Genomic DNA, 24,162 nt, shown 5'->3' with positions numbered 1-24,162 from the left:
CTCAATCACTCATTCACCCATTCACTAACTGCTTAACAACGGCTGCGTCGGGGGTGGTGTTGAAGTGCCATTTGCCGCGAACCACGCCGTCTTTGAGGAGCCAGGTGCCGGGGTTCGACCGCATGATTGTTTTCAGCACGGTGCCATCTACTTTGTAATAGGGTAAACCTGTCAGCTGGTATTCATTCAGGAAAGCGTTGATCTCCCCGTCGCTCACCGACGTCAGCAGCGCGGGCGTAACCCCCGACCCTTTCAGCCCTTCTACCAGCGACCGAATGGCCGGGATGCTACCGGCGTCAATGTCGTTCGTATTCTTCACGATGACGAACAACCGGTTCCCCTCAAATGTCTGCTGCGTAAAGTCACCCTCGTCGTTCCAGACCCGATAGTCGGTGATTTTGGGCTTGGCGTTTTCATTCACCAGCACCATTTCTTTGAATTTGTAGCTCGGATCGGTAGGGTATTGGTCAAATTCGGCCGTTTTGCCTTCTTTTTCCATGATGTACCGGTACCGTAGCGGCTCCGACGGCTTCATCTGAGCTGGAATGCTTTTACCGACGGCATACGGCAGCAGATCGAGGGGTGGCAAGAACTGAATGGCGTAAATCCCCAGTCCCAGAGTCAGCAGGGTAGTAAGTGCGACCAGCCAGCCTGTTTTTCGTGGCTTGATCCGATTCCGGTGGCCGATGATAAACAGGATCAGTATGGTCAGGACCACATCTTTCCCGAACGAGGTCCAGGGTTTTAGTTTGATCGCATCCCCGAAACAACCGCAGTCGGTTACCCGATTAAAATAGGCCGAATAGAAAGTCAGGAATGTAAAGAAGGCAATCAGGAAAAACAGCAGCCAGGTCGTCAGCTTGGGCTTATACGAAGCCAGCAGGGCAACCCCAAGAATGATTTCGGCCGCGCAGAACAACACCGACATCGCCAGCGTAAACGGCACCAGCGCCATGAAAAAGTCATGCAGTAGCGGCACGTCCTGGGCAAAGACTTCGAAATATTCCTCAAACTTGATCTGGGTGCCAACCGGGTCGTTGAGTTTGATGAGTCCGGAGAAAATAAAGATCGCACCGACCAGGAAGCGGGCAATCCGGGCTGCCCATAACATAGGCGGGGTACCGGTCTTCAGTTTAGGCGGGGTGGCAGTGGGGTTCATACGAAGCAGCAGGTGATGAACAAGGTATATCGACAAGGAAGAGGCCAACAGGCTTCTGAATAAAGAAGGCCGGTTGCGGACTCCCTTCGTCGGTCAGTCTTAATGGGTCAGTTTGATTAAACAGAAAACGGCGTAATTGATCATATCCATATAATTGGCATCAACCCCTTCCGATACCAGGGTGTTTCCCTGATTATCTTCTATTTGCTTGGTTCGGAGCAGTTTCATCAGGATGATGTCTGTCATCGAGCTGACCCGCATGTCGCGCCAGGCCTCGCCGTAATCGTGATTCTTGGCAAAGAGCAGATCAATAACCCGGCCAATCTGTTCGTCGTAATGGTGTTCGAGTTCGTCGGTGGGCAGGTCGGTTCGGCTGTCATTCTGCAGGGCGAGCTGGATGAGCGCCATGACGCAGTAGTTGATAATCCCGACAAATTCCGGCTCGATGCCCTCACCTACTTTGCTGATACCGGTTTCCTGCAGGGTGCGAATCCGCTGGGCTTTGATGTAGATCTGATCGGTGATGCTGGGCAGCCGCAGTATTCGCCAGGCAGTGCCGTAATCTTTATTTTTCTTCAGGAAGAGATCCTTGCAACGCTGGATAACCTGCCGATATTGAGTTTCGGTTTCTGACATCGTCATTTGTAGTCGTAGATCGTCAACGGTCGTCATCACCTGCGCAGTCTGATCTGACCACAAATGACCATCAATGACGCCAAATGACAATTTTGATGCCGAAAGTTACGAAAAAAACGCTGAACTGCCGGGGCAGGCTGGTTTCCCTCGACACCCCCGTGGTGATGGGCATCCTGAACGTAACCCCCGATTCCTTCTTCGCCGGGAGCCGCGTCTCGCCCGAATCGACACAGCCCAACGGGGTGCTGGAGCGGGCCGAAAGCATGCTTCGGGCCGGCGCTACGTTTCTGGATATCGGTGGCTATTCGACCCGGCCCGGTGCGGCCGATGTTAGCCCTGCTGAAGAAGCCGACCGGGTTCTACCCGCTATTGATACGATTCTCCGCCATGTTCCGAATGCCCTTATTTCTATTGACACGTTCCGAGCTTCGGTAGCGCGGCAGGCCGTTGAAGCCGGGGCTTGTATGGTCAACGATGTGTCGGGCGGTAATCTGGATGCTGACATGTTCAGTACCGTTGCCGACCTGGGAGTGCCTTACGTGCTGATGCACATGCGTGGAACCCCGCAAACTATGCAGTCGCTATCCAACTACACCAACCTGGTCACTGAGGTGATTGATGAACTGGCTCTTCGGCTGAACGAATTGCGGGCCCTGGGCGCCAAAGATATCGTCATTGACCCCGGATTTGGGTTCGCCAAGACAATTTCTCAAAATTTTGAGTTGTTACGCGAGCTTACCGCTTTTCATTATTTCGATGAGCCCCTGCTGGTGGGTTTGTCGCGCAAGACAACGATATGGAAAACGCTGAATACGACGGCCGATAAGGCGCTGAACGGGACTACTGTGCTGAACACCGCAGCCCTGCTCGGCGGAGCCTCGATTCTGCGGGTTCATGATGTCCAGGAAGCTGTAGAGGCCATAAAATTGACGCAGCCACTAACTTTTTTTTAGTGCTCCTCTTGCGATTACAAGATCAAACCTCTACTTTTGCATTCCCAAACGACAACAACCACTTGTCAGCCGGGAAACGATCTGGTAGCTCAGCTGGTAGAGCAATACACTTTTAATGTATGGGTCCTGGGTTCGAATCCCAGCCGGATCACCAGAAAATGCAAAGCCGCTCGAATGAGCGGCTTTTTTTTGTGCTTTATCAGCATAGCAAGCAGGCAAGGCGGCTGTACTGCCTTGCGCACGCCTTTGCCTGCCTTCCGTTTTACCGCAGCAGCGGAGGCAGGTGCCGGCACTCCGCTTATACTCGTTCTTCCCCAATCTTACCGGGTCAACATCGCATAAATTGGTTTTCATGAACGATAGACCGGCAAAAAGAGCTGCATTATGCTCTGCATAACGCCAAAGTATCGATTTAAATACTACTATATTTTTAGTTTTACACGGGTTGGTTGTTGTGTTTATTTCAGCGGTTTGCAACAAGCTGTCTGTCATTTATTCACTTTCCAAGAACAATTATAATCAAATTCACAATCGAGACTATTCACGAACAAATTCCGCCAAAAGCGATTTTTGCCAAATATTTTTTGTATTATATTGCATGACTTTGTCGCAAACGCCCATCATTTCGGTAGTCAACTCCTGATTTATTTACCTGCCGAAATCCATTAGTTTTTTCAAATTTCGTAATACATCCAGTCGTTTTTTGCAACTGTCGCAATACAGGGTAGAAAACTGACGAGTAACCCCAACACTGTTACGACCATGTCTGATCAGGTTGACCAACCCACGCAGGCCAATACAGGCCTTTATCGTTCTGAGTTTGAACACGACAACTGTGGTATCGGCTTTGTTGCCCATATCAAGGGCCGCAAATCGCACCAGATTGTTTCGGATGCGCTCCAGATGCTTCGGCGTATGGAACACCGGGGTGCTGTTGGCTCAGAACCCAACTCCGGCGATGGGGCGGGGTTGCTTATCCAGATCCCGCACGAGTTTTTCGTCGACGAAACCCGTAAACTCGGCGTTCATCTGCCGCCAGCACTCGAGTACGGCGTCGGGATGGTGTATTTCCCAAAAGATGTCTGGCTGCGTGAAGAATGCCGCGCGGTACTGAACCGGAAAATGAAACGCCTGGGGCTGGAACTGCTCTGCTACCGGGTCGTACCGGTCAACAACAGCGACCTGGGCCATGGGTCGCGCTCCTGCGAGCCGCAGATGGAACAGGTGTTTATCAAACGCCCGGCCGATATTACCAATCCTGACGATTTTGAGCGTAAACTATACATTCTTCGTAATGCCAGCACCCGAATCATCAACGAAACGGTAGCCGGAGTCGATACCTTCTATTTTTCCTCGCTGTCCTGCCGAACGATTACCTATAAAGGGCAGCTGACAACCCTGCAGCTCGAACCGTACTTCCCCGATCTTCAAAATGAGGATGTGGTATCGGCACTGGGTGTAGTCCACTCGCGCTTTTCGACCAACACCTTTCCGTCCTGGAAGCTGGCCCAGCCATTCCGCTACATTGCACACAATGGCGAAATCAACACGGTTCGGGGTAACGTAAACTGGATGAAAGCCGCCGAGGGTCTGCTCGAATCCAGCAAGTTTACCAAGGATGAGATGGACATGCTGTTGCCCATCTGCGATCCGAAGCAGTCCGACTCGGCTAACCTCGACAATGCGATCGAATTGCTCGTCATGAGCGGTCGTTCCCTGCCCCATGTCATGATGATGCTCATCCCGGAAGCCTGGGATGGTAACGAACACATGGACCCCGTCCGTAAAGCTTTTTACGAATACCACGCTGCGCTGATCGAGCCCTGGGATGGCCCCGCGTCCATATCGTTCACCGATGGCCGTATTGTGGGAGCCACTCTCGACCGGAATGGGCTGCGTCCGTCCCGCTTCTGGGTTACCAACGAAGACGTCGTCATCATGGCCTCGGAGGTGGGTGTACTGGATATCGATCCGGCCAAAGTGGTTCGCAAAGGCCGTCTGCAACCCGGCAAGATGTTCCTGGTCGATATGGAGCAGGGCCGCATCGTTGCCGACGAAGAGATCAAGGAACAGATCAGTACCCGTCAGCCCTACCAGCAGTGGCTTAACGAGAACAAAATCAGGATTTCGGATCTGGAAGCGCCCATCCGGTCGTACAACCCCTACGATCCGGCCAAGCTGCTGCGGATGCAGCAGGCCTTCGGTTTCACCTCCGAAGATCTGCGCATGATTCTGGCACCGATGGTCGAGACGGGCAAGGAAGCGCTCGGCTCCATGGGCACCGATGTGCCGCTGGCCGTTCTTTCGGAGCAGAGCCAGCATATGAGCCACTACTTCAAGCAGTTGTTTGCGCAGGTGACCAACCCGCCGATCGACTCGATCCGGGAGCGGGCAATCATGTCGCTGATTTCGTTTGTTGGCGCCACCTACAACCTGCTCAGCGAATCGCCCGAACATTGTCATCAGGTCGAACTGGACCAGCCCGTTCTGACCACCCCTGAATTTGACAAACTCCGGTTCATTGACCGGCCTAAATTCCAGGCCAAAACCATCAACTGTCTGTTTACGGCCGATGGCCAGGGCAAATCGCTGGAGCGCGCCCTCGATCGCATCTGCCGCTACGCCGAAGACGCCATTCAGGATGGTTATTCTATTCTTGTGCTGTCCGATCGCGCGATCGACTCGAGTCACGCCCCGATCCCATCGCTGCTGGCTACCTCGGCCATTCACCATTACCTGATCCGGCAGGGGCTTCGCGGTAAGGTCGGTATACTGGTCGAAGCAGGCGACGTCTGGGAAACCCACCACGTGGCCACCCTCATCGGGTACGGCGCATCAGGGGTTAACCCGTACATGGCTTTTGAGACCATTGCCAGCATGAAAGAGAAAGGGCTTTTACAAGTCGATTACGATCTGGATAAGCTCTACAAGAATTACATCAAAGCCGTTAATGGTGAGTTGCTGAAGATCTTCTCGAAGATGGGCATCTCTACCCTGCAGTCGTACCAGGGCGCTATGATCTTCGAGTGTCTGGGACTGAACCAGGATGTTGTCAACCGCTACTTCACCGGCACCGTTTCGCGCATTGGCGGCATGAGCCTGGACGAAATTGCCCGCGAAATCCTGGTTCGCCACTGCATTGCCTACCCGCCGGCTCCGGTGGCCAACCCGCGGCTGGAAGTGGGCGGTATCTACCAATGGAAACAACGGGGGGAGAAACACATTTTCAACCCGGATACCATTCACCTGCTGCAACAGTCGACCCAACGGAACGACTATACATTATTCAAGAAGTACTCGAAGCTGATCGACGACCAGACGCAGAAGGCCATTACCCTGCGCGGTCTGTTGAAGTTCAGAAAAGGGACGCCCGTTCCCATCGACGAGGTTGAGCCGATCGAGACCATTTTCAAGCGGTTTGCTACCGGTGCCATGTCCTTCGGTTCGATCTCCTGGGAAGCTCATACCACCCTGGCCATCGCCATGAACCGCATCGGCGGCAAGAGCAACTCCGGCGAGGGGGGCGAAGACGAACTGCGCTATACCCCACTGGCTAATGGCGACAGCATGAACTCAGCCATCAAGCAGGTGGCTTCGGGCCGGTTTGGGGTAACGAGCTACTACCTGACCAACGCCCAGGAATTACAGATCAAGATGGCGCAGGGTGCCAAACCGGGCGAAGGCGGTCAGCTACCCGGCTTTAAAGTCGACGACTGGATTGGCCGCACGCGCCACAGTACGCCGGGCGTCGGGCTTATTTCGCCCCCACCCCACCACGATATTTATTCGATAGAAGATCTGGCTCAGCTGATTTCCGATCTGAAAAATGCCAACCGGGCCGCCCGCATCAGCGTCAAGCTGGTGTCAGAGGCCGGAGTGGGTACCATTGCCGCCGGGGTAGCCAAAGCCCATGCCGACCATATTCTGATCTCGGGCCACGACGGCGGAACGGGAGCCTCTCCCCTGTCCAGTATCCGGCATGCGGGTTTGCCCTGGGAACTTGGCCTGGCCGAAGCTCACCAGACCCTGGTTCGGAACAAACTGCGCGGCCGCGTCACGGTTCAGACAGACGGCCAGATGCGTACGGGTCGGGACCTGGCGATTGCAGCTCTGCTCGGCGCTGAAGAGTTCGGCGTAGCTACCGCGGCTCTGGTTACGGCGGGTTGCATCATGATGCGGAAATGCCACCTGAATACCTGTCCGGTAGGAGTTGCGACCCAGAATAAGGAGCTGCGGGCCCTCTTTACCGGAAAGCCCGAACACGTAGTAAACATGTTCACCTTCCTGGCTATGGAGTTGCGGGAAATCATGGCTGAGCTGGGCTTCCGCACGGTGAACGAAATGGTTGGTCAGGCGCAGATGCTCGAACTACGCAGCGACCTCCCCCACTGGAAATACAAGCACATCAATCTCGACGCGCTGCTGTACAAAGAGCCGACGAACCTCGATGTGGCGCTCTTCAAACAGGAGGAGCAGAACCATTACCTCGACGACGTTCTCGATCGTAAGCTGATGGCCGTAGCCAAACCAGCGCTGGAGTCGGCCGAGCCCGTATACGCTGAATTTCCGGTACAGAATATTGACCGGAGCATCGGCACCATGCTCTCGAACGAAATTTCCAAGCAGTATGGCGGGCCGGGCCTACCCGAAAGCACCATTCACATCAAGCTGCGGGGTACGGCGGGCCAGAGCCTGGGTGCCTTTGCCACCAGCGGGATTAAACTGGAGCTGGAAGGCGATGCCAACGACTATTTCGGCAAAGGACTCTGTGGCGCTCAGCTGATTGTGTATCCCGACCGGGCCGCTACGTTCAAGCCCGAAGAGAACAGCATTGTCGGCAACGTGTCGTTCTACGGCGCTACCTCGGGCGAAGCCTTTATCCGTGGCATGGCGGGCGAGCGGTTCTGCGTTCGTAACTCCGGGGCCAAAGTGGTGGTAGAAGGCGTTGGCGATCACGGGCTGGAGTACATGACCGGTGGCCTGGCTATCATCCTGGGCCAGACGGGCCGCAACTTCGCAGCGGGTATGTCAGGGGGCGTTGCCTATGTCTGGGACCAGGATGGCACGTTTGCCAGCAAAGTCAACCCCGAAATGGTCAGTCTGGAACCGCTCAACGACGAAGATCAGAGCATAGTACGCGAGTTTGTCGATAAGCATTTCCAGTATACGACCAGCAACGTAGCCCTGGCGCTGATTCAGAACTGGACCGACCAGATCGGGCAGTTTGTGAAGGTGATGCCGTCCGACTTCCGGCAGGCGCTCGCCGGCCGCGGTATCTCACTGGCCGAGCAGATTCGGGACAAAAACGTTGTTTACCAGGATATCACAGTCGACGTGACGCAGGGATAAGCAGCCCCTGCCCGCAGCTATAAACGGAGCAGGCTGTTCTCCGGAACAGCCTGCCAGACAGATCAGATAAGCCGTAGACGCTTTACAAGAATGGGAAAACCTACCGGATTTTTAGAATTCACGCGCGAACTGCCCAAGAAGCGCGACCCGCAACAGCGGATTCACGATTACAAGGAGATTGAAATGCCGTTTTCGGAGCAGGATTCCCAACGGCAGGCAGCCCGCTGTATGGACTGTGGTACCCCCTTTTGCCATAGCGGCTGTCCGCTGGGTAACATCATCCCGGAGTTCAACGACGCCGTCTATGAGCAGAACTGGGGCTACGCTTACGAGATCCTGGCAACGACCAATAACTTCCCGGAGTTCACCGGCCGTATCTGCCCGGCGCCCTGCGAAGCCTCCTGCGTACTCGGCATCAACAAACCACCCGTTGCGATTGAATTCATTGAAAAATCAATTGCCGAAGTCGCTTTCGAACGCGGATATGTTAGCCCGAAGCCTCCCAAAGTGCGCACCGGCAAAACCGTTGCCGTCGTTGGTTCAGGACCGGCGGGGCTGGCAGCAGCGGCTCAGCTCAACAAGGCCGGGCATACCGTTACCGTTTTTGAGCGGGCCGATCAGATTGGCGGGTTGCTGCGGTACGGCATTCCTGACTTCAAACTGGAGAAATGGACCATCGACCGGCGACTGGCCGTTATGGAAGCGGAGGGAATCACCTTTAAAACGAACGTCAACGTGGGCGTCGACGTCAAGGCGAACGACCTGCTGGCCGACTTTGACCTGATTATGCTGACGGGCGGCTCAACCGTTCCGCGCGATTTGCCCATACCCGGTCGTGATCTGAAAGGCGTTTACCCGGCTATGGAATTTTTGAGTCAGCAGAACAAACGTGTGGCTAACCGACCTGTTGAAGTAGACCACCGGGGTGTTCCATACGGTCAGGGCGAACTGCTGGCTACCAGAAAAAATGTCGTGGTTATTGGCGGTGGCGACACGGGTTCTGACTGCGTTGGTACCTCGAACCGCCACGGCGCCACCAGCGTCACCCAGATTGAGCTGATGCCGATGCCGCCGAAAGAGCGGGCCGCCAACACGCCCTGGCCTAACTGGCCCATGATGCTTCGCACCAGCACCAGCCACGAAGAAGGCTGCGAACGCCACTGGAGCATCAACACGAAAGCATTTATTGGCGACGAGAATGGCAACCTGAAAGCCCTGCGAATCGTTGAGCTGAACTGGGAAAATAAGGACGGCCGGATGCAGATGGTCGAGCAACCCGACACCGAGCGCGACATTCCCTGCGAGCTGGCTCTGCTGGCAGCCGGCTTCCTGCATCCTCAGCACAACGGGCTGCTCGACGACCTTGGCCTTGAATACGACGAACGGGGTAACGTGAAAGCAACGAACTATCAGACCACGACCAACCCGAAAGTGTTTGCCGCTGGCGACATGCGACGCGGTCAGTCGCTGGTCGTGTGGGCGATCTCAGAAGGGCGCGAAGCCGCTCGGGCTGCCGACTGCTACCTCATGGGCGAAACCCTGCTCGAAGCGAAAGCAGTATCCCTGCTGGAAACAGCATAGCCCGCCTATCATCCTTATGCAAAAAGCCGCTGTTCCCGGAACAGCGGCTTTATTTTTGTCTTCTTTAAACTACAGGACGCTACGGCTGGTTGAATGACTAGTCTGTCATTTACTCAACGAACTACATCATGCGTCTGCTCTTACTCAGCCTACTGCTCAGCGGAAGCCTTACGGTCTGTACCGCTCAAAATGATACCACCCGCCGGTCTACCCAGTCCAATGCATCGCCCCAGAAGCAAGTGCTGGTACCGGGGGTCGACTCGCCGATTTCGTCGCCGGGAACGCTCATGCAGTCATCCCCGCAGCCCAACGTGCAGCCCGAAACCGGATCCGGGAAGCGCCGAAAAACAGCGCCACCCAGCGATCCACGGGCGTTTGGGGTGGGCATTCCGGTGGGGAAATCCCGAAAGGATACCCTCCGTCCGTAAGCCCGCAATAAAACAGCTTACTTGATGGCTATGACCTCGACCTCAATTAGCACATCGTCGCTGACGATCTGAGGAATGGCCTTCACATCCGAAATTTTGGGTAACCCTGCGGTGAAGAAGCTGGCCCCTACTGCTGAAATCTGCTGGTTGGCCAGGTTACTGACCTGACCCGCCTGATCTTTTACATGGTAGGTAACCTGGGTTACATTGTCCAGCGACATGCCCACAGTACCTAGCGCAGCTTTCAGGTTTTCGAATATCTGCCGGGTCTGAACGCCAAGATCTCCGGCACCAACCAGTCGACCTTTTCCATCGAAAGGCCGCTGACCGCTGACGTACACCTGCTTACCGGGCAGGCCCGGTTCTACCTTGTAGATGTAGCCGGGCTGGGGCGTGGTGGGAGCCTGCGCCTGAGCGCCGTAGCTCATCAGCACACCCGCCAGAAGAATAAAGAGTTTTTTCATGGGATAAAGCAAAATGGTTATTAAAGCGTAATCGATTCTTCTTTTTCGTCGAAGAAGAGGTAATTCAGAAAATCGCAGTAGGGTTTGAGCAGGCGGCTGCCTTTCACGATCTCGTCGGCAAATCCGGCTTTGAGCACGTCTTTGTCAGAAAACCGGTGGACGAAGAACAGCTCCTTCCGGCGAAGTAAGTCCAGCTCCGGATGGTCGGCCGGATATCCTTTTGGCGCGGTTTTGGTGCTTTCGCCATGCGCTTCGGGAAAATACGTCCGGAACTCCTCTGCCTCAATAATCTGCTTCAGCTCCCCGGCATTGTAGTCGATTTCCTGCCGGAACTTGGCCAGATTGGCTGGCGTAGGCTGCCACATACCCGCTCCCAGAAACGACTGTTTGCCCGGCTGAATCTGTACGTAATAATCGATTCGGCCAGAGTGCCGGCCACCCGGACCGATGGCAAAAGCCAGGTGGGATTTGTAAGGCGCTTTGTCTTTCGAAAATCGAATGTCGCGGTTGATCCGGAATATACAGTCTTTGACGGCGGTGTTGGCGAGTGGCTCGAACGCACTCATGCCCGTCAGAACCCGCTCCACAACGCCACAGAGCTCGGCTTTGGCCGCATCGTATCGGGCGCGATTGGCCTGAAACCATTCCCGATTGTTATGTTGAACCAGATCCTGTAAAAATTCAAAGGTCTGGCTGGTGAAAGCTGACTTCTGGACGCCCTTTGTTGCCATAATTGACCAAAGATAAACAAACGCGGTTTTATCTGGTACGTTTTCCGGCCTTTTCTCGTCACCGAATTCGTCAGGCCGGCATAATCTGTTTCCGATACTGCGTAGGAGAAATACCGATCTCACGCCGGAACAACTTCATGAAATAGGTCAGGTTGTTGAAACCACATTCTATGCTGATATCGGCCAGGCACCGGTTGGTGGTGCGCAGCAGCTGGGAGGCCAGCGAAATCCGTTGCTGATTGATATAATCTACAGGAGTCATGCCAAACGTATTCTTGAACGTCCGGTAGAAATTAGGTTCGCTCATGCAGGCCTCGTCCGCCAGTTCCTTAATGTGCAGGCTCCGGCTCAGGTGTTTGTTGATGTACTGCGCTACGTGCGCCAGGCGATTCACGTTGGCGAAGCTGGTCTTCGGGTTTAGCAGCAGGGCGCGGGCCTGCGTTTGCATGAGTCGAACTACCAGTTCCTGAATAACCAGATTGGCAAAGACCTCTTTGGCCCGGTTGTTTTCCGTAAAGATATAAATCAGTCGGCCAATCAGCTGATGAATAGGCTCATCGTTGGTCAGGAAAAAATTATGCTGCCCAAACTGCCACCCCTGGGCGCTGTCAACGAGCGGAGCCCGGTCGTTGAGGGTGTCGGTTACCTGCCGAACCTTATCCGGGGCGATAGCCAGAGCCAGACATTGGGTCGGGTTCAGGATCTGCGCTTCCGGGAAGTCAATACACATGGTTTCGTCGCTGGGCACGATTACCGATTCGCCGGGCAGGAAATCGAACGAAGGGGTACCGGGCAGATGCATCACTTTCTTACCCCGAATCATGCTGGCCAGCACCGGATTGGTAAAGGTCAGCTCTACTTTTTCGGCCACATGCTGCGTTTCATAAATGTTCAGTTCGGCCGAGTCGATGGTGTAGGCAGTTCTGTTTTCAACTTCCTGTTCCAAACGTCGCGTGTGTAGGTGGCGCCCTATGTCGAAAGGTTGTGCCGGGGTTGATTTCATAATAAATGCGTTTGGCGATAACCAGAGAGGAAACGGACAGAATTAGTCGAAACGGTCGTCTAAGCTACACAAATTCATAATTATTTCGGGTAAGAATAGTATAAAATCGACGGGTTAGCCATTAAACGGCTCGTACCTCCACAACTAGAGGCCACTGGTACAATGATAGGATAGTGCAAGCAGTCGATATGATCGGACACATTTTATTGACTGATTCTCTCAAAATTTGTGACGATTCCAATTTACCTGTCAACTATTATCTTTTACCATCTGTATGGAAACGCTCGAACTCGTAGAAACCCACGTTAATCGGCCCAAATTCCGGTCTCATTATGATAACTATATTGGCGGCAAATGGGTACCACCAGTCGGGGGCGAATACTTTGATAACCAATCGCCGGTCGACGGTAGCCTGATTGCTAAAATGCCCCGCTCCAAAGCGGCAGATGTAGATATGGCCGTCGATGCGGCCCAAAAGGCGTTCGAAACCTGGGGAAAAACATCGGCCACCGAACGCAGCAAAATACTGTTGCAGATCGCCGATGTCATTGAAAAAAACCTGGAGTTTCTGGCCCGGGTAGAAACCGTCGAGAACGGGAAAGCCCTGCGCGAGACGATGGCGGCCGACTTGCCACTTTGTGTAGATCACTTCCGGTATTTTGCCGGGGTTATCCGCGCCGAAGAAGGATCTGCCACCGAGCTCAACGCCGATACCCTCTCGCTGATTATCAAAGAGCCCGTCGGCGTGGTGGGCCAGATCATTCCGTGGAACTTCCCCTTGCTGATGGCCACCTGGAAACTGGCCCCGGCCCTGGCAGCCGGCTGCTGCGTCGTAATCAAACCCGCCGAGCAGACCCCTACGTCCATTGCCGTTCTGTTCGAACTGCTCGAGGGTATCGTTCCGGCCGGCGTGGTTAACATCGTGCATGGCTTCGGTCCGGAAGCGGGTAAACCGCTGGCCCAGCACAAGCGGGTCAATAAGGTAGCCTTCACCGGCGAAACCACCACCGGCCGGCTCATCATGCAGTACGCATCCGAAAACCTCGTCCCGGTAACGATGGAGCTGGGGGGTAAGTCGCCCAATATCTTCATGAAATCGGTGGCCGATGCCGACGATGAGTTCTTCGACAAGTGCGTGGAGGGCGCCGTTATGTTTGCACTCAACCAGGGCGAAATCTGCACCTGCCCGTCGCGCCTGCTGGTTCACGAGGATATTTATGACCGGTTTATGGAGCGGGTTATAGCCCGGACCAAAGCCATCAAGCTGGGCCACCCGCTCGATCCGGACACGATGATGGGGGCGCAGGCCAGTAACGACCAGTACGAGAAAATTCTGTCATACATCGATATTGGTAAACAGGAAGGCGCCGAAGTGCTGACCGGTGGCGGACCGGCCGACAGCGTGGAAGGTGGCTACTACATCCAGCCGACCATTTTTAAGGGCCACAACAAGATGCGCATCTTCCAGGAAGAAATTTTCGGACCGGTGCTGTCGGTGACGACCTTCAAAACGCCGGAAGAAGCCGTTTCCATCGCCAACGACACCTTATACGGGCTGGGTGCCGGGTTCTGGTCGCGCGATGCGCATGAACTCTATACCATTCCGCGTCAGATTCAGGCCGGTCGGGTGTGGGTCAACTGCTACCACGACTACCCGGCTCACGCGCCGTTTGGTGGCTACAAGAAGTCGGGCTTTGGCCGCGAAAACCACCTGATGATGCTGAATCATTATCGCCAGGTCAAAAACCTGCTGATCTCGTACAGCAAGAATAAACTAGGTTTCTTCTGAGAATAAGGAAGACAGCTATAGGGGGAAGACCGGGACAGCTGGCGCACGTGGGTGTCGCCGGGAAGTCCGGACTTCCCCCTCTTTCGTTCATCTAATCTCTTCGTTTCTCCCAGCTATAAGTTATGAGTCGTGTTGATCTTACCCCGGCTGCTGCCGATATACTGAGCCAGCTCAAGGCTGAGCATGGCCCCCTGATGTTTCACCAGAGCGGAGGCTGTTGCGACGGCTCATCACCGATGTGTTTCGCGAAGGGTGATTTCATCATTGGTGAGTCGGATGTGCTGCTGGGTCAGATCGACGGCTGCGACTTCTGGATGTCGGAAGATCAGTTCGAGTACTGGAAACACACGCACCTGACCATTGATGTGACGCCGGGCCGGGGCGCCAGTTTCTCGCTCGAAATTCCGTTGGGGGTTCGGTTTCTGATCCGGTCTCGGCTGTTCGAGATGGCCGAGTACGAGCAGCTGCCACCGGTGCATATGGGCCCATTGGCTACGCAGTAAATAACTGACAATCAACTTGTTTTTACTCATCCATTGCTGTAAGTTCGGTACATATTCACTAAACCGCTTACCGCAATGAATCTTTTACACCGAGTCGAACACTGGGGCGATACGCATCACCCCGCCTGGACCGATGCCCTGCGGATCATGCTGGGCTTTATCCTGGTGCTGAAAGGCATCAGTTTTATCAGCGATACGACCTATCTGAGCCAGCTCGTAGGTGGGCTGCATTTCGATCTGTGGTCGGTCATGATCGTTCATTACGTGGCCTTCGCGCATCTCATGGGCGGATTTCTGATTGCGGTGGGTTGCTTGACCCGGCTCATGGTCATCCTCCAACTGCCAATCCTGGTGGGGGCCGTTTTCTTCGTCAATATATCCCGCGGTTTCTCGGCCCTGAACTCCGAACTCTGGCTCTCGCTGGTCGTTCTGATGCTGTTATTACTGTTTCTGGTGATCGGCTCAGGGCGTTTTTCGATGGACGCCTATGTCAAACAAAACGCCCGTTGACAGGTTAGTCTGCTATCACTCAACGATAGAAATCATGGCAGACAAAACCCTGGAAAAAGTAGAGGAGTCGTATAACGACCAGCGGGTCACGGGTAACCAGGACAACGGTACCCAACACGGCGAGAAAGGCAACGGCCGCAGTTCAACGGCCCACAAAAGTGCCAAACACTCGAAGAGCAGTCACAGCAGCGCCGGTAAATCGTCGGGTAACAAAGGTGGGCACAGCAGTTAGGTAACCACCCGCGCATCTGACCAAACGAGCCTTAGTAGGAAGCTGTTCGTCAGGTATTACTAGCTCCAGTCGGGCGGTGGCAACAGCCACATCAATCAGCTGGAGAAAGGCAAAGCCGGAAAAGACGGTGCCAACCAGCGCTCGACCAAAAAGACGACCGAGAAGGTTGATGCTGACCAGGTTGAGACAACGAAGAAGAACGCCAACAGCGTCGATTAACGCACGTTTAGCAACGGGTCAGGGACCAGAACTGAAGGACATTTAACCGAATGGATCCTGTCAGCGATGGTCCCTGACCCGCTAAAATATGTACCGGATGGTACACCACGGAATCTCGTCGGCAATGAGCCGCTCGAACACCGCCACCATTTTACTCTTCAGCTGGTGGTCATACCGGATGTTCCAGCCGCCGTACTGGCTTACCTTGCTCTCCTGCAATTCGGGCACCCACAGCAGTTCTTCCGCTTTCGGATTGATGGCCAGATTGGCCTGGTGCTGCCACTGATTGTGAGTCAGAAAAATCACTTCGCATTTTAGCTGCGCCTTCACTTCAGGGCGCAGGGCGGCATCGAGCTGGCGGAACAGATCGCGGTAATCGTTGCGCCAGGCCTTTCGATCACCATCGGGACCGCTATACACGATGACGGGCGAAAAATTAACGTGCACTTCGTAGCCGGCCTCATAAAAATCGTTGATCGATGCTATGCGTTTCTCGATGCTATCGGTCCGCACATCGACCAGTTTACTCACGTGACCCGGCATCAGGCTGAACCGAATCCTCACTTTTCGCTGCGGATCGAAATCGAGCAGGTCAGTATTGACAAACTTGGTGGCGAACGTTGCTTTGGCCCGCGGGTGATCGCGATAAAACGCAAACACCTGCCGAATGCCGTCGGACAGGCTGTAGTCGACCGAGATATCCGAATTACAACCAATATCGTACGTCCAGAAAGTGCTGTCGGTCTGGTTGATCGGTTTGGGCCACGCCAGCGCCTGGACGTGGGTATCGACCGACGCCATGATTTCATCAACGTTCGTAAAGAGCGTGATGGGATTGACTTTCTTGTGGCGGTCCACATAGCAGTAAGCGCAGCCACCGAAGCAGCCGTTCGCTAAACTGGGCGCGATATAATCGGAACTCCGGCCACTCCACTTAATCTCCTGCGACTTTAGCTTTCCCAGCACCAGCACGTCGGACTTTACCTTGAAGTGGTTCATGCCCAACTCCGGCAACCGGTTGTGCTGCTTGACTTCGAGCGTTTCGGCGTCGGGATAGCGAGCCACAACTGACTCGCCCTGCGCGTTGAGCGCGTCGGCAGTATACAGGATCAGACTAGGATTGAAATCAGGCATAAAAGGGTCGTTGAGTGTCTATAAACAAAACGTACAGAGGAGTTTATTGGTTCGCCTAGACTCCGCTCTATACAATTGACTATCAACCCATTAATGATAAAAACAAATACATTTTCTTCCCTTTTCCGAACCTGGTCTGGTAGTTTATGCCAGGCTAGTGCTACGGCCCGAAGCGGTTTTATCGTATTTTTAGGGACTACACGGAATACAACCCCATGATGCGCACCTTACTCTCTTTTCTCTGCTGTTTTATCGGCTACGCCCTCGTGCAGGCCCAAGCGGTTCCGAAGCCCAGACTGACCGTTACGCCCCTGAATGAGCGGGTATACGTTCATGTTACCTACAATGTCTACCAGAACAGCGTTGTCCCCTCAAACGGACTGATCATCAAAACGAACGATGGTGTCGTGCTGGTCGATACGGGCTGGGATAGCGATGGAAATACGGATAATACCGAGGATCTGCTGCGGTGGGTGGCCGATAGTCTGCACCAGCCAATCCGGCTATGTATAGTCACTCACGCGCATGAGGATCGGGTGGGCGGCATCAGTGCACTCCGCAAAGCCGGAATTCGGGTAGTCAGTACTCCGCTCACAGCCCAAAAATCCGTCAAGCTGGGTTACGAAGCCCCCGAAGCGGTTTTGTCTAATGACACGACCCTGAATATCGGGCAGGAACCCATCCACTGCTATTTTCCGGGCGAGGGGCACACCAGCGATAATATTGTGGTCTGGCTACCCAACCAGCAGATTCTGCACGGGGGCTGCTTTGTTAAAAGTGTGGCCGCCTTCGGTATGGGGAATGTAGCCGACGCGAACCTGAACGCCTGGGCCTCGTCCGTCCGCAACGTCATGAATCGATTTGGATCAGCCCGAATCGTTGTACCGGGGCACGACAGTTGGGGCGACACCCAATCACTCGAGCATACCCTTCGTCTGCTGGAGAAACATGCTGCAGCCCGGCACTGATCTGGTCGCTGACCGATTCGTTCGATTCCTTTATTTTCTGCCACTTCCCGCAATATGCAACCCCTTCCTCCCATCGAGACCGTTGACTTATTTCCCATCCTCAACGATCATTTGCTCGATCTGCTCCGAAGGCTGGCTCCCGACGACTGGCAGCGACCCACCGTATGCAAAGGCTGGACGGTAAAAGACATTGTGTCACACATTGTCGATGGCAACTGGCGCCGGATCACCCTGTATCGGGATCACTATCAGTCGCCTGAACTACCGGTGATCGACTCGTACGAGAGCCTGGTCAAGTACCTGAATCAATTGAACCAGGACTGGGTCGTAGCGACCCGGCGGCTGAGTCCTGCCATCCTGATTGACTGGCTGGCCCAGACGGGCCCGGTTGTGTATGAGCTGTTCAAACAGCAGCCCCCTTTCGAAGCCGCCCCTTTCCCGGTAGCCTGGGCAGGCGAAGAAACTTCCCTGAACTGGTTTCACATAGCCCGGGAATATACCGAGCTGTGGCACCATCAGCAGCAGATCAGGCTGGCCCTCGATCAGACAGATGTACTGATGTCGGCCGAACTCCATCATCCGCTGCTGGACACGTTCATGCGGGCCTTGCCCCATACCTTCCGCCACGTCAGCGCCCAGCCGGGCACCCTCGTTACCGTTACGGTTACCGGACCCGGCGGGGATACCTGGTATTTGCTTCGCCAGGATACGCAGTGGGCACTCGTTCAGGGGGCTGGCAGTCTGCAACCCGCGGCAGCCGTGAAGCTGGACGGAGCTATAGCCTGGCGGTTGTTCACCAAGGGCTTGTTGGCCGATGACGCACGGCCCTATCTATCCGTATCCGGCGATCAGACCCTGGGCACCCCGATTCTACGGATGCTCTCCGTAATGGCCTGACCTAACGATTGCGGCAGAACGGCCGACTAGCGGAGCACACAAAATAAGAGGAGCTGTTGTGATAACGAAGGCCGGTCAGGAACGCCATAACATCCAGTTGCATGACCAACTAGCGGCAAAACCGGATAGATGATCAACAACCGGATCAGCACTTCGAGCATGAACTCGCCAGGAGCTAATCCAAACACAATCCGCTCCCAGTCGGCGAGGTGAATCGCTTATTTTTTCATAATGATTTCGGCAGTACCTCCAGGGATGCTAACCAGCCGGGCCGACATGGGGGCAGGGTTGGCCAGATGATAAGCTTCATGTCCCTGACCGTAGAGTACCATCGACTCGCCCGGCACCTCTATCCCACTATCGCTGAAGACAGTGGCAGGTGCCTTGCTGATTTTCTGCGCATCGGGACCCTGCCATGATTGATCGGCCGAGTCGAACAGTTTTTGCCATTCGCCCTCGCCCGGCATCCGGATCATTCGCGGCTTGTCGGCAAAATTCATCAGGCAAAGTACCTGCTGATCGCCATGCCAGCGGTGCAGCACCAGGGTATAGTTGTCTTCGTCAGGAATGACAGCCACCTGTCTCCGACTCAGAGTATGCAGGGCCGGAAGCTGTTGACGCAACGCAATCAGGTGCTGGTAGTACCGCAGTAACGTTTGGTGGGGTTCGTGTTCCAGCAGGTGCCATTGCAGTTTGGTTTGCCGGAAGGTTTTTCCGCTCTGCGGGTCCGGCATGTCGTTTCCGGTGTAGAACGAAGCGAACTCCTCCCGTCGGCCCGCCCGGACGGACTCGATCAGCTCAGGATCCGAGTGATGGACAAAGTAGAAGAACGGATTGGTTTCGCCCCACTCTTCGCCCATAAACAGCATCGGGATAAACGGACTGACCAAAACGGCCCCGGCCATCAGTTTAAGCCTGTCGAAGCTAAACAGCTGACTCGATCGCTCCCCCCCTTTCCGGTTGCCCACCTGGTCGTGGTTTTGGGAAAAAACAATAAACTGATAGCCAGGGTGCTGCCCGAGCTTACGGCCGAAGCGCTTCTGCCGAACACTGGAAAACTGCCCGTCGTACGCATAGGCGTCTACGTAGGACTTGGCCAGGTGATAGATCCGGTCAAAATCGGCATAATACCCCGTTCGCTCTTCGCCCACGCTCACTCGCAGGGAGTGGTGAAACTCATCGACCCATTGGGCATCCATCCCATAACCCTGCTCAGTTAGCGGACTGATCACCCGCGGGTCGTTGAGGTCACTCTCCACGATCAGGTAATGGGTGCGCCCGGTCCGGGCCGACAGCGCATCGACCTGTTGCCGAAGCTCACTCAGGATATGCGTAGGGCTAAAGTCCTTGATGGCGTGAACGGCATCCAGCCGCAGGGCATCGATGTGAAAATCCCGGAACCACATCAGCGCATTTTCGATCACGTACCGGCGGACGCCGTCGCACCAGGTGTCATCGAAATTGACGGCCTTGCCCCAGGGCGTGTGATACAGGCTGGTCAGATAAGGTCCAAAATCGGTCAGGTAGTTACCTTCGGGACCAAAGTGGTTGTAGACCACATCCAGTACCACCGCCATGCCCCGGTAATGGCAGGCATCGACCAGGTGCTGCAGCGCCCGGGCGCCCCCGTAGGCGTTATGTACGGCGTAGCTGTACACGCCGTCATAGCCCCAGTTGCGCTCCCCCGAAAACTGGGCCACCGGCATGATCTCGATGGCGTTTATGCCAAGCGACTTCAGGTAATCGAGCTTCTCCTCCAGCGCGGCAAAGGTACCCTCGGGGGTAAAGGAGCCGGTATGGATTTCGTAAAGTATATAACTCGACAGCGGAGGGTTCACCCAGCTCTGGTCTTCCCAGTAAAAGGAGCCGGTATCTACCGCCTGCGAAGGCCCATGCACCCCGTCGGGCTGGGCTAGTGAGGCCGGGTCAGGCCGGTCGAGGTCCTGCTCGCTCTGGTCCGGCATTTCCAGCGCCGATCCATCCAGATCGGGCTCTTTTTGGGGGTCGGTATTCCGCAGCCGAAAGGTGTATCGATCGCCCGGCCGGATCTGATCAGTACGCAGATGCCAGTAGCCATACGCTTCTTTGTTCAAAGGAACGGGATCCGGTTGTTGCTCAATACAAATGGATACCTGCGTAGCCAGGGGTGCCCATACCAGCACGTCGGCCTCACCATCGGCGGGAAAGCTAACGCCCAGTAAGCGACGTTTTGTTGTTAGCGGGTACAGATGCCGCGCATCTTTGGTACGCGGACCAACACGTACCGACACGGCTGAATTTATTGACTGATTCATACATTGTGGTGGTATAGTCATTTTCGGATTCACCCCAAACATGATGGACGACAGTGTTGCAGATAACGACTGCCTGTTTCCCCATGAACTGGCGTGAGCGGTCAGTGCCATACCCTGATTAAAGTTTGTCGAGCCAGGCAGCAACCGCCGGCTGGCTCGACAGATAATAGTTGTCAACGTTGAGCGGCCTGCTGGTTTACCTCGACAGCGAGGTTGTTTAACGGCTTTCGTCTAACCAGCAGGGCCAGTCTCCATAAAAACGAATCGACCGGATTCCATCTTTATACAGGCTGGCCCTCTATTCCTGGAAATACCTTCTACGCTTCGATCGCTGACGGCCCAGCTACTGGGCTGTCAATTACGATAGCGCGTTTTTACGATTTCTGAACAGCACGACAACCGCCGTAGTAATCAAAGCACCCACCACGACCGTCTGCACCAGGGCTTTCTGATTGTACTTCCAGTCGGCTTTCATGCCTTTTTCGGCGAAGATATTCGGTACGTGGCCCCGTTTGAAGTCATCCAGAATACCTTCTACCACGTTGACGCGGTCAGCCACCAGCAAGGGCAGCCAGTGACCGTAGCTCGACTCACTGTATCGGAACGCGAACCGCCGTATCTGACCACTAAGTCCCTGGGGCGGAACCGAGGTTCCGAAAACAGCGCTTACGTTGGGGCGCTCGATCGAGCGCAGTATTTCGATATCTTCCGGTTGCTGCGCGGGCCGCTCCCAGGTATAGCCCTTCTGCTCCTCGTCGGTGCGGTGCTTCATGGGGTAGGTCGGATCGTTCTTCGGGTCCGCGTCGATTCCCCATCCGGGTATGTGTGTGTATTTGGCTGCTAAGTTCTCCATGGTCGTTCTGGATTATGATCGGGCTGAGGGTGGAATAAGAACCGGTTTGATGCAGTTGTCGAGCTTGGCCGAGAAAATATGGTATGCTTCGGCAACCTCCTCCAGCGGTACGCGATGGGTAATAATCGCTTTTGGGTTGATCCGTCCCTGCTGGATATGATCGATCAGCCGGGGTAGTAAGCGCTTCACCGAGGTCTGATTAGCCCGGATCGTAAGGCCTTTATTGACCACGTTACCGATCGGCACCAGGTTATCCGTAGGCCCGTATACCCCAACGATCGAAACGATACCGCCTTTCTTTACCGAGTTGATGGCCCAGTGCAGCGCGGTGGCCGAACCAGCCTGCAGCAGCGTTTTCCGGCCCGTTATGGTTTGCATGGCATTACCGGCAGCCTCGGCTCCTACGGCGTCGATACAGACGTCGGCGCCCAGCCAGTCGGTCAGCTTCTTGACAAACACAACCACATCGTCGACCTCCCGAAAATTATATACCTCGCACTGAGCGTAGTTACGCACAAATTCCAGTCGGTACTCGACATGGTCGAAGACGATGACCCGGCCCGCCCCGAACAGCCAGGCGGATTTGGCCGCCATAATACCAACCGGACCCGCCCCGAAAATTACCACCGTATCGCCGGGCTGAATACCACCCATCTCGGCGGCCTGATAGCCCGTGGGCAGCACATCGGTCAGCAACACCGCATCGTCGGGGTCCATATCGGGCGGAATCACCGTGGGACCCACGTTGGCGTAGGGAACCCGAACGTACTCGGCCTGTCCGCCATCGTAGCCACCGGCCGTATGCGAATAACCGAAAATACCTCCCACCGCCGTGGCCTGCGTGTTGGACTCGTGGCAGTTGCCGTACAGCCCCTGCTTGCAGAAAGCACATTTCCCGCAGGCAATATTGAACGGTACCAGCACATTGTCGCCCACTTTTACGTTGTGAACATCTGGCCCAATTTCTTCAATAACGCCCACGAACTCGTGGCCAAACGTCATTCCCACGCGCGTATCGGGCACGTTTCCGTTGTACAGGTGCAGGTCGGACCCGCAAATGCAGGAGCGCGTAACCCGAACGATGGCGTCTTCGGGATGCTTTATTTCCGGAAACGGTTTCTGGTCAATACGGACCCGCCGGGGGCCACGATAATTCATAGCTAACATAAATTCTTCCTTTCTATTTGTGATGGCCAGGCAGGCACAAGACCGGCCCGCTTTATTTCATAGGCCCGAGAGACCGTGGCGATTGGCCGCAGTCGGCAGGTGTATGACTATTCTCAACGAATGGCGCTGTTAGATGGTAGGCGACCCACCGGTTACCTGTACGGTACTCCCGGTCATGTAGCTAGAGTCTTCGGAAGCCAGCAAAACATAGATCGGAGCCAGTTCAGCGGGCTGACCGGCGCGCTTGAGTGGTACATCCTGTCCGAACGTTTTTACCTTTTCGGGGGGCATCGTTGCCGGAATCAGGGGAGTCCAGATCGGGCCCGGTGCTACGCAGTTGACCCGTATGCCTTTCTCCGCCCATACCTGACCGAGGTTGGCCGTGAAGTTCTGGATAGCCGCCTTCGTAGCTGCATAGGCCAGCAGTATCGGGCTCGGCTTATAGGCATTGACCGACGTGGTGTTGACAACTGTGCTGCCCGGCTTCAGATGCTCTTCGACCGCTTTGCAGAGGTGGAACATCGAAAATATGTTGGTACGGAACGTATGGTCCAGCTCTTCGGCGGTGATGTCCTGCAACGATTCGTGGGCCATCTGATAGGCCGCGTTGTTGACCAGGATGTCCAGACCACCTAACTCCGCAACCGCCCGGCTGACCAGTTCCTGGCAGTGGGCTTCGTCACTGATATCGCCCGGTACCAGCACCGCTTTCCGGCCGGCGTCTTCCACGTAGCGGGCTGTTTCGCGGGCATCTTCCTCTTCGTTCAGGTATGAGATCAGGACATCAGCCCCTTCGCGGGCAAACGCAATAGCCACGGCCCGACCGATGCCGGAGTCACCACCCGTAATCAGGGCTTTGCGGCCGGTTAGTTTTCCCGACCCCTTGTATGATGTCTCACCATGATCGGCTTTGGGCTGCATGTCGGCTTCTACACCGGGTACGTCCTGTTTCTGATCGGGAAAGGGAGGTTGAGGGTGTTTGGTGAGTGGGTCTGTCTGCACCTCTTCAGGCGTTCTATCCGTTGTATTCATAACGTTATATCAGTTTAGTCTATAGTATTTATAAACTATAATGATATACTCTCCCGGAGCCCATACAGTTATCGACCTGCCCTCCTGAGTTAGGCAACGGCCGCCCCCCCTGTCCGGACAGCAAGGGGTCGCAACGGGTTGTTTGGGGGAGAAATTTAGGTGCATTCTACTAACTCGAATGGCTACCGTTTCGCCCCCCAGCCCCCTAAAGGGGGAGCCCATTCGGCGCGGACGGCTCCCCCTTTAGGGGGCTGGGGGGT

20 protein-coding genes and 1 tRNA gene are annotated in these 24,162 nt (G+C 55.1%); 11 read left to right on the top strand and 10 right to left on the bottom strand.

The features are described from left to right. Positions 1–13: 13 nt before the first annotated feature. Complete coding sequence (locus tag B1C80_RS22895; protein WP_077923554.1) at positions 14–1,159, bottom strand: BT_3928 family protein; 1,146 nt, start codon at positions 1,157–1,159, stop codon at positions 14–16. Between the two features lie 99 nt (positions 1,160–1,258). After that, positions 1,259–1,795: a DUF1599 domain-containing protein gene (locus B1C80_RS22890; protein ID WP_077923610.1), complete on the bottom strand. Its 537-nt coding sequence runs from the start codon at positions 1,793–1,795 to the stop codon at positions 1,259–1,261. A gap of 95 nt (positions 1,796–1,890) precedes the next feature. Here B1C80_RS22890 and folP point away from each other — a divergent pair, with 95 nt between their 5' ends. The 5 genes from folP to B1C80_RS22865 all read left to right on the top strand — a co-directional run bounded on the left by folP (position 1,891) and on the right by B1C80_RS22865 (position 10,106). Next, complete coding sequence (gene folP / locus B1C80_RS22885) at positions 1,891–2,748, top strand: dihydropteroate synthase (protein WP_077923553.1); 858 nt, start codon at positions 1,891–1,893, stop codon at positions 2,746–2,748. A 78-nt stretch (positions 2,749–2,826) separates the two neighbouring features. After that, positions 2,827–2,902: transfer RNA gene (locus B1C80_RS22880), tRNA-Lys, on the top strand. Positions 2,903–3,510: 608 nt separating this feature from the next. After that, positions 3,511–8,097, top strand: a complete 4,587-nt coding sequence (gltB, locus tag B1C80_RS22875) for a glutamate synthase large subunit (RefSeq protein ID WP_077923552.1) — start codon at positions 3,511–3,513, stop codon at positions 8,095–8,097. A gap of 90 nt (positions 8,098–8,187) precedes the next feature. After that, on the top strand, positions 8,188–9,678 hold the full coding sequence (locus tag B1C80_RS22870; protein ID WP_077923551.1) for a glutamate synthase subunit beta: 1,491 nt from the start codon (positions 8,188–8,190) through the stop codon (positions 9,676–9,678). A gap of 128 nt (positions 9,679–9,806) precedes the next feature. Continuing rightward, complete coding sequence (locus tag B1C80_RS22865; protein ID WP_077923550.1) at positions 9,807–10,106, top strand: hypothetical protein; 300 nt, start codon at positions 9,807–9,809, stop codon at positions 10,104–10,106. A gap of 17 nt (positions 10,107–10,123) precedes the next feature. On the opposite strand, the gene B1C80_RS22860 is transcribed toward B1C80_RS22865, so the two are convergent. The 3 genes from B1C80_RS22860 to B1C80_RS22850 all read right to left on the bottom strand — a co-directional run bounded on the left by B1C80_RS22860 (position 10,124) and on the right by B1C80_RS22850 (position 12,247). After that, complete coding sequence (locus B1C80_RS22860) at positions 10,124–10,570, bottom strand: RidA family protein (protein ID WP_077923549.1); 447 nt, start codon at positions 10,568–10,570, stop codon at positions 10,124–10,126. Positions 10,571–10,590: 20 nt separating this feature from the next. Continuing rightward, positions 10,591–11,301: a DUF2461 domain-containing protein gene (locus tag B1C80_RS22855; RefSeq protein ID WP_077923548.1), complete on the bottom strand. Its 711-nt coding sequence runs from the start codon at positions 11,299–11,301 to the stop codon at positions 10,591–10,593. 70 nt (positions 11,302–11,371) lie between these two features. After that, the gene (locus tag B1C80_RS22850) at positions 11,372–12,247 is read right to left on the bottom strand and encodes an AraC family transcriptional regulator (RefSeq protein WP_369822732.1); all 876 of its coding nucleotides are present in this window, start codon (positions 12,245–12,247) and stop codon (positions 11,372–11,374) included. A 331-nt stretch (positions 12,248–12,578) separates the two neighbouring features. On the opposite strand from B1C80_RS22850, the gene B1C80_RS22845 reads away from it, so the two are divergent. From B1C80_RS22845 to B1C80_RS22830, 4 genes are all read left to right on the top strand, one after another. After that, the gene (locus B1C80_RS22845; RefSeq protein ID WP_077923546.1) at positions 12,579–14,093 is read left to right on the top strand and encodes an aldehyde dehydrogenase family protein; all 1,515 of its coding nucleotides are present in this window, start codon (positions 12,579–12,581) and stop codon (positions 14,091–14,093) included. 122 nt (positions 14,094–14,215) lie between these two features. Continuing rightward, entirely contained in the window at positions 14,216–14,596 is a 381-nt protein-coding gene (locus B1C80_RS22840; RefSeq protein ID WP_077923545.1) for a DUF779 domain-containing protein, read from the top strand. A 75-nt stretch (positions 14,597–14,671) separates the two neighbouring features. Next, on the top strand, positions 14,672–15,106 hold the full coding sequence (locus tag B1C80_RS22835) for a DoxX family protein (protein WP_077923544.1): 435 nt from the start codon (positions 14,672–14,674) through the stop codon (positions 15,104–15,106). Between the two features lie 34 nt (positions 15,107–15,140). Then, positions 15,141–15,338 carry a hypothetical protein gene (locus B1C80_RS22830; RefSeq protein WP_077923543.1) on the top strand — a complete coding sequence of 66 codons (198 nt, stop codon included), beginning with the start codon at positions 15,141–15,143 and terminating at the stop codon, positions 15,336–15,338. 300 nt (positions 15,339–15,638) lie between these two features. Here B1C80_RS22830 and B1C80_RS22825 read toward each other — a convergent pair whose 3' ends face one another. After that, positions 15,639–16,691, bottom strand: coding sequence for a spore photoproduct lyase family protein (locus B1C80_RS22825; RefSeq protein WP_077923542.1), 1,053 nt, complete (start codon positions 16,689–16,691; stop codon positions 15,639–15,641). Between the two features lie 215 nt (positions 16,692–16,906). Between B1C80_RS22825 and bla the strand changes: the two genes are divergently transcribed. Both bla and B1C80_RS22815 read left to right on the top strand, forming a co-directional pair. Next, positions 16,907–17,659, top strand: coding sequence for a subclass B1 metallo-beta-lactamase (gene bla, locus B1C80_RS22820; protein ID WP_236648899.1), 753 nt, complete (start codon positions 16,907–16,909; stop codon positions 17,657–17,659). A 54-nt stretch (positions 17,660–17,713) separates the two neighbouring features. Continuing rightward, a complete protein-coding gene (locus B1C80_RS22815) occupies positions 17,714–18,556 on the top strand; it encodes a maleylpyruvate isomerase N-terminal domain-containing protein (protein WP_077923540.1) in 843 nt (280 codons plus the stop codon). A 218-nt stretch (positions 18,557–18,774) separates the two neighbouring features. Here B1C80_RS22815 and treZ read toward each other — a convergent pair whose 3' ends face one another. The 4 genes from treZ to B1C80_RS22795 form a co-directional block, all read right to left on the bottom strand. After that, complete coding sequence (gene treZ / locus B1C80_RS22810) at positions 18,775–20,850, bottom strand: malto-oligosyltrehalose trehalohydrolase (protein ID WP_077923539.1); 2,076 nt, start codon at positions 20,848–20,850, stop codon at positions 18,775–18,777. A gap of 358 nt (positions 20,851–21,208) precedes the next feature. Then, positions 21,209–21,703 (bottom strand): hypothetical protein, encoded by a 495-nt coding sequence (locus B1C80_RS22805; protein ID WP_077923538.1) that lies wholly within the window; start codon positions 21,701–21,703, stop codon positions 21,209–21,211. A gap of 12 nt (positions 21,704–21,715) precedes the next feature. Continuing rightward, positions 21,716–22,870, bottom strand: a complete 1,155-nt coding sequence (locus B1C80_RS22800; protein WP_077923537.1) for a zinc-dependent alcohol dehydrogenase — start codon at positions 22,868–22,870, stop codon at positions 21,716–21,718. A 129-nt stretch (positions 22,871–22,999) separates the two neighbouring features. Beyond that, positions 23,000–23,902 carry an SDR family oxidoreductase gene (locus B1C80_RS22795; protein ID WP_077923536.1) on the bottom strand — a complete coding sequence of 301 codons (903 nt, stop codon included), beginning with the start codon at positions 23,900–23,902 and terminating at the stop codon, positions 23,000–23,002. Between the last annotated feature and the right edge of the window lie 260 nt (positions 23,903–24,162).

The sequence above is a fragment of the Spirosoma sp. 209 genome (genome assembly GCF_002006735.1).
Lineage (GTDB): Bacteria > Bacteroidota > Bacteroidia > Cytophagales > Spirosomataceae > Spirosoma > Spirosoma sordidisoli.
The sequence above is the reverse complement of the archived record's forward strand: the minus strand, read 5'-3'. Positions and strand labels throughout refer to the sequence as shown.